The sequence below is a fragment of the Pseudomonas cremoris genome, from assembly GCF_014230465.1.
Window position 1 is genome coordinate 1 of the sequence record NZ_JAAXCY010000028.1, and the last position, 5462, is coordinate 5462.

The 5462-nt window shown below is 51.1% G+C and carries 2 tRNA genes and 3 rRNA genes; all 5 read right to left on the reverse strand.

What is annotated here, in order from left to right:
- Positions 1 to 47: 47 nt before the first annotated feature.
- Positions 48 to 163 (reverse strand): 5S ribosomal RNA (rrf, locus tag HF257_RS33110).
- Positions 164 to 320: 157 nt separating this feature from the next.
- Positions 321 to 3212, reverse strand: a 23S ribosomal RNA gene (locus tag HF257_RS33115).
- A gap of 247 nt (positions 3213 to 3459) precedes the next feature.
- Positions 3460 to 3535: transfer RNA gene (locus HF257_RS33120), tRNA-Ala, on the reverse strand.
- 30 nt (positions 3536 to 3565) lie between these two features.
- Positions 3566 to 3642 (reverse strand) — tRNA-Ile (locus HF257_RS33125).
- 83 nt (positions 3643 to 3725) lie between these two features.
- A 16S ribosomal RNA gene (locus HF257_RS33130) occupies positions 3726 to 5262 on the reverse strand.
- The 16S, 23S and 5S rRNA genes sit together here with 2 tRNA genes alongside, the layout of an rRNA operon.
- Positions 5263 to 5462 lie beyond the last annotated feature (200 nt).

A 5462-nucleotide genomic window follows, 5' to 3' on the forward strand; every position in this document is an offset into this window, starting at 1 on the left:
AAACAAAACCCCTGACTGCGTTAGCAATCAGGGGTTCTGGAATTTAATCTTGACGATGACCTACTCTCACATGGGGAAACCCCACACTACCATCGGCGATGCATCGTTTCACTGCTGAGTTCGGGATGGGATCAGGTGGTTCCAATGCTCTATGGTCGTCAAGAAATTCGGGTACTGAGTCGTGACCTGTTGGCCTCGCTTCAGCAAATTGGGTATGTGACAGCTTTCGGTGTTTTGTGAACGTCGAACTTTCGGTTCATTTCGTCTTCACACACCGCAATCTGGTGCCTTTTCAGGTCAGCAAATTGCTTGGGTGTTATATGGTCAAGCCTCACGGGCAATTAGTATTGGTTAGCTCAACGCCTCACAGCGCTTACACACCCAACCTATCAACGTCGTAGTCTTCGACGGCCCTTCAGGGAACTCAAGGTTCCAGTGAGATCTCATCTTGAGGCTAGTTTCCCGCTTAGATGCTTTCAGCGGTTATCTATTCCGAACATAGCTACCCGGCAATGCCACTGGCGTGACAACCGGAACACCAGAGGTTCGTCCACTCCGGTCCTCTCGTACTAGGAGCAGCCCCTCTCAAATCTCAAACGTCCACGGCAGATAGGGACCGAACTGTCTCACGACGTTCTAAACCCAGCTCGCGTACCACTTTAAATGGCGAACAGCCATACCCTTGGGACCGGCTTCAGCCCCAGGATGTGATGAGCCGACATCGAGGTGCCAAACACCGCCGTCGATATGAACTCTTGGGCGGTATCAGCCTGTTATCCCCGGAGTACCTTTTATCCGTTGAGCGATGGCCCTTCCATACAGAACCACCGGATCACTAAGACCTACTTTCGTACCTGCTCGACGTGTCTGTCTCGCAGTCAAGCGCGCTTTTGCCTTTATACTCTACGACCGATTTCCGACCGGTCTGAGCGCACCTTCGTACTCCTCCGTTACTCTTTAGGAGGAGACCGCCCCAGTCAAACTACCCACCATACACTGTCCTCGATCCGGATAACGGACCTGAGTTAGAACCTCAAAGTTGCCAGGGTGGTATTTCAAGGATGGCTCCACGCAGACTGGCGTCCACGCTTCAAAGCCTCCCACCTATCCTACACAAGCAAATTCAAAGTCCAGTGCAAAGCTATAGTAAAGGTTCACGGGGTCTTTCCGTCTAGCCGCGGATACACTGCATCTTCACAGCGATTTCAATTTCACTGAGTCTCGGGTGGAGACAGCGCCGCCATCGTTACGCCATTCGTGCAGGTCGGAACTTACCCGACAAGGAATTTCGCTACCTTAGGACCGTTATAGTTACGGCCGCCGTTTACCGGGGCTTCGATCAAGAGCTTCGCGTTAGCTAACCCCATCAATTAACCTTCCGGCACCGGGCAGGCGTCACACCCTATACGTCCACTTTCGTGTTTGCAGAGTGCTGTGTTTTTAATAAACAGTCGCAGCGGCCTGGTATCTTCGACCGGCATGAGCTTACGGAGCAAGTCCTTCACCCTCACCGGCGCACCTTCTCCCGAAGTTACGGTGCCATTTTGCCTAGTTCCTTCACCCGAGTTCTCTCAAGCGCCTTGGTATTCTCTACCCAACCACCTGTGTCGGTTTGGGGTACGGTTCCTGGTTACCTGAAGCTTAGAAGCTTTTCTTGGAAGCATGGCATCAACCACTTCGTTACCTAAAAGGTAACTCGTCATCAGCTCTCGGCCTTAGAATCCCGGATTTACCTAAGATTCCAGCCTACCACCTTAAACTTGGACAACCAACGCCAAGCTGGCCTAGCCTTCTCCGTCCCTCCATCGCAATAACCAGAAGTACAGGAATATTAACCTGTTTTCCATCGACTACGCTTTTCAGCCTCGCCTTAGGGACCGACTAACCCTGCGTCGATTAACGTTGCGCAGGAAACCTTGGTCTTTCGGCGTGGGTGTTTTTCACACCCATTGTCGTTACTCATGTCAGCATTCGCACTTCTGATACCTCCAGCAAGCTTCTCAACTCACCTTCACAGGCTTACAGAACGCTCCTCTACCGCATCACTTACGTGATACCCGTAGCTTCGGTGTATGGTTTGAGCCCCGTTACATCTTCCGCGCAGGCCGACTCGACTAGTGAGCTATTACGCTTTCTTTAAAGGGTGGCTGCTTCTAAGCCAACCTCCTAGCTGTCTAAGCCTTCCCACATCGTTTCCCACTTAACCATAACTTTGGGACCTTAGCTGACGGTCTGGGTTGTTTCCCTTTTCACGACGGACGTTAGCACCCGCCGTGTGTCTCCCATGCTCGGCACTTGTAGGTATTCGGAGTTTGCATCGGTTTGGTAAGTCGGGATGACCCCCTAGCCGAAACAGTGCTCTACCCCCTACAGTGATACATGAGGCGCTACCTAAATAGCTTTCGAGGAGAACCAGCTATCTCCGAGCTTGATTAGCCTTTCACTCCGATCCACAGGTCATCCGCTAACTTTTCAACGGTAGTCGGTTCGGTCCTCCAGTTAGTGTTACCCAACCTTCAACCTGCCCATGGATAGATCGCCCGGTTTCGGGTCTATTCCCAGCGACTAGACGCCCTATTAAGACTCGCTTTCGCTACGCCTCCCCTATTCGGTTAAGCTCGCCACTGAAAATAAGTCGCTGACCCATTATACAAAAGGTACGCAGTCACCCAACAAAGTGGGCTCCCACTGCTTGTACGCATACGGTTTCAGGATCTATTTCACTCCCCTCTCCGGGGTTCTTTTCGCCTTTCCCTCACGGTACTAGTTCACTATCGGTCAGTCAGTAGTATTTAGCCTTGGAGGATGGTCCCCCCATATTCAGACAAAGTTTCTCGTGCTCCGTCCTACTCGATTTCATGACTAAGAGATTTTCGCGTACAGGGCTATCACCCACTATGGCCGCACTTTCCAGAGCGTTCCGCTAATCTCAAAGCCACTTAAGGGCTAGTCCCCGTTCGCTCGCCACTACTAAGGGAATCTCGGTTGATTTCTTTTCCTCAGGGTACTTAGATGTTTCAGTTCCCCTGGTTCGCCTCTTGCACCTATGTATTCAGTACAAGATAACCATCTTATGATGGCTGGGTTCCCCCATTCAGACATCTCCGGATCAAAGTCTGTTTGCCGACTCCCCGAAGCTTTTCGCAGGCTACCACGTCTTTCATCGCCTCTGACTGCCAAGGCATCCACCGTATGCGCTTCTTCACTTGACCATATAACCCCAAGCAATCTGGTTATACTGTGAAGACGACATTCGCCGAAAATTCGAATTTCTCAATTAAGAGAACTCACAAATTTTACCTTAGCCTGATCCGTTACCAGTGAAAGTAACGTTCAGTCTATCTTTCTATCACATACCCAAATTTTTAAAGAACGATCTAATCAAAGACTAGAAATCAACATTCACCATCACCTTGATGGAATGCTCATTTCTAAGCTTTAAACTTTCAGAAGCAGTAGTGGTGGAGCCAAACGGGATCGAACCGTTGACCTCCTGCGTGCAAGGCAGGCGCTCTCCCAGCTGAGCTATGGCCCCGTATTTCTACAGGCGTTTCCCACACAAAATTGGTGGGTCTGGGCAGATTCGAACTGCCGACCTCACCCTTATCAGGGGTGCGCTCTAACCAACTGAGCTACAGACCCAATTTCGGGCTGCTTCTTTATCGTCTTCTTCAATGAATCAAGCAATTCGTGTGGGAACTTATGGAGCAGCTGATGTCGTCGATTAAGGAGGTGATCCAGCCGCAGGTTCCCCTACGGCTACCTTGTTACGACTTCACCCCAGTCATGAATCACACCGTGGTAACCGTCCTCCCGAAGGTTAGACTAGCTACTTCTGGTGCAACCCACTCCCATGGTGTGACGGGCGGTGTGTACAAGGCCCGGGAACGTATTCACCGCGACATTCTGATTCGCGATTACTAGCGATTCCGACTTCACGCAGTCGAGTTGCAGACTGCGATCCGGACTACGATCGGTTTTATGGGATTAGCTCCACCTCGCGGCTTGGCAACCCTCTGTACCGACCATTGTAGCACGTGTGTAGCCCAGGCCGTAAGGGCCATGATGACTTGACGTCATCCCCACCTTCCTCCGGTTTGTCACCGGCAGTCTCCTTAGAGTGCCCACCATGACGTGCTGGTAACTAAGGACAAGGGTTGCGCTCGTTACGGGACTTAACCCAACATCTCACGACACGAGCTGACGACAGCCATGCAGCACCTGTCTCAATGTTCCCGAAGGCACCAATCTATCTCTAGAAAGTTCATTGGATGTCAAGGCCTGGTAAGGTTCTTCGCGTTGCTTCGAATTAAACCACATGCTCCACCGCTTGTGCGGGCCCCCGTCAATTCATTTGAGTTTTAACCTTGCGGCCGTACTCCCCAGGCGGTCAACTTAATGCGTTAGCTGCGCCACTAAAAGCTCAAGGCTTCCAACGGCTAGTTGACATCGTTTACGGCGTGGACTACCAGGGTATCTAATCCTGTTTGCTCCCCACGCTTTCGCACCTCAGTGTCAGTATTAGTCCAGGTGGTCGCCTTCGCCACTGGTGTTCCTTCCTATATCTACGCATTTCACCGCTACACAGGAAATTCCACCACCCTCTACCATACTCTAGTCAGTCAGTTTTGAATGCAGTTCCCAGGTTGAGCCCGGGGATTTCACATCCAACTTAACAAACCACCTACGCGCGCTTTACGCCCAGTAATTCCGATTAACGCTTGCACCCTCTGTATTACCGCGGCTGCTGGCACAGAGTTAGCCGGTGCTTATTCTGTCGGTAACGTCAAAACAATTACGTATTAGGTAACTGCCCTTCCTCCCAACTTAAAGTGCTTTACAATCCGAAGACCTTCTTCACACACGCGGCATGGCTGGATCAGGCTTTCGCCCATTGTCCAATATTCCCCACTGCTGCCTCCCGTAGGAGTCTGGACCGTGTCTCAGTTCCAGTGTGACTGATCATCCTCTCAGACCAGTTACGGATCGTCGCCTTGGTGAGCCATTACCCCACCAACTAGCTAATCCGACCTAGGCTCATCTGATAGCGCAAGGCCCGAAGGTCCCCTGCTTTCTCCCGTAGGACGTATGCGGTATTAGCGTCCGTTTCCGAACGTTATCCCCCACTACCAGGCAGATTCCTAGGCATTACTCACCCGTCCGCCGCTCTCAAGAGAAGCAAGCTTCTCTCTACCGCTCGACTTGCATGTGTTAGGCCTGCCGCCAGCGTTCAATCTGAGCCATGATCAAACTCTTCAGTTCAAACATCTTTGGGTTTTTAAGAAACCCTAAACTTGGCTCAGCAATCGTTGGTTACATCTTTGATTTCTCGCGGAGTAACTTGTGATGCTGATAATCTTGTTGACTATCAGTCTGACCCCACAAGCACCCACACGAATTGCTTGATTCAGTTGTTAAAGAGCGGTTGGTTAAGATCTTTCGTCTCAACCGAGGCGCGCATT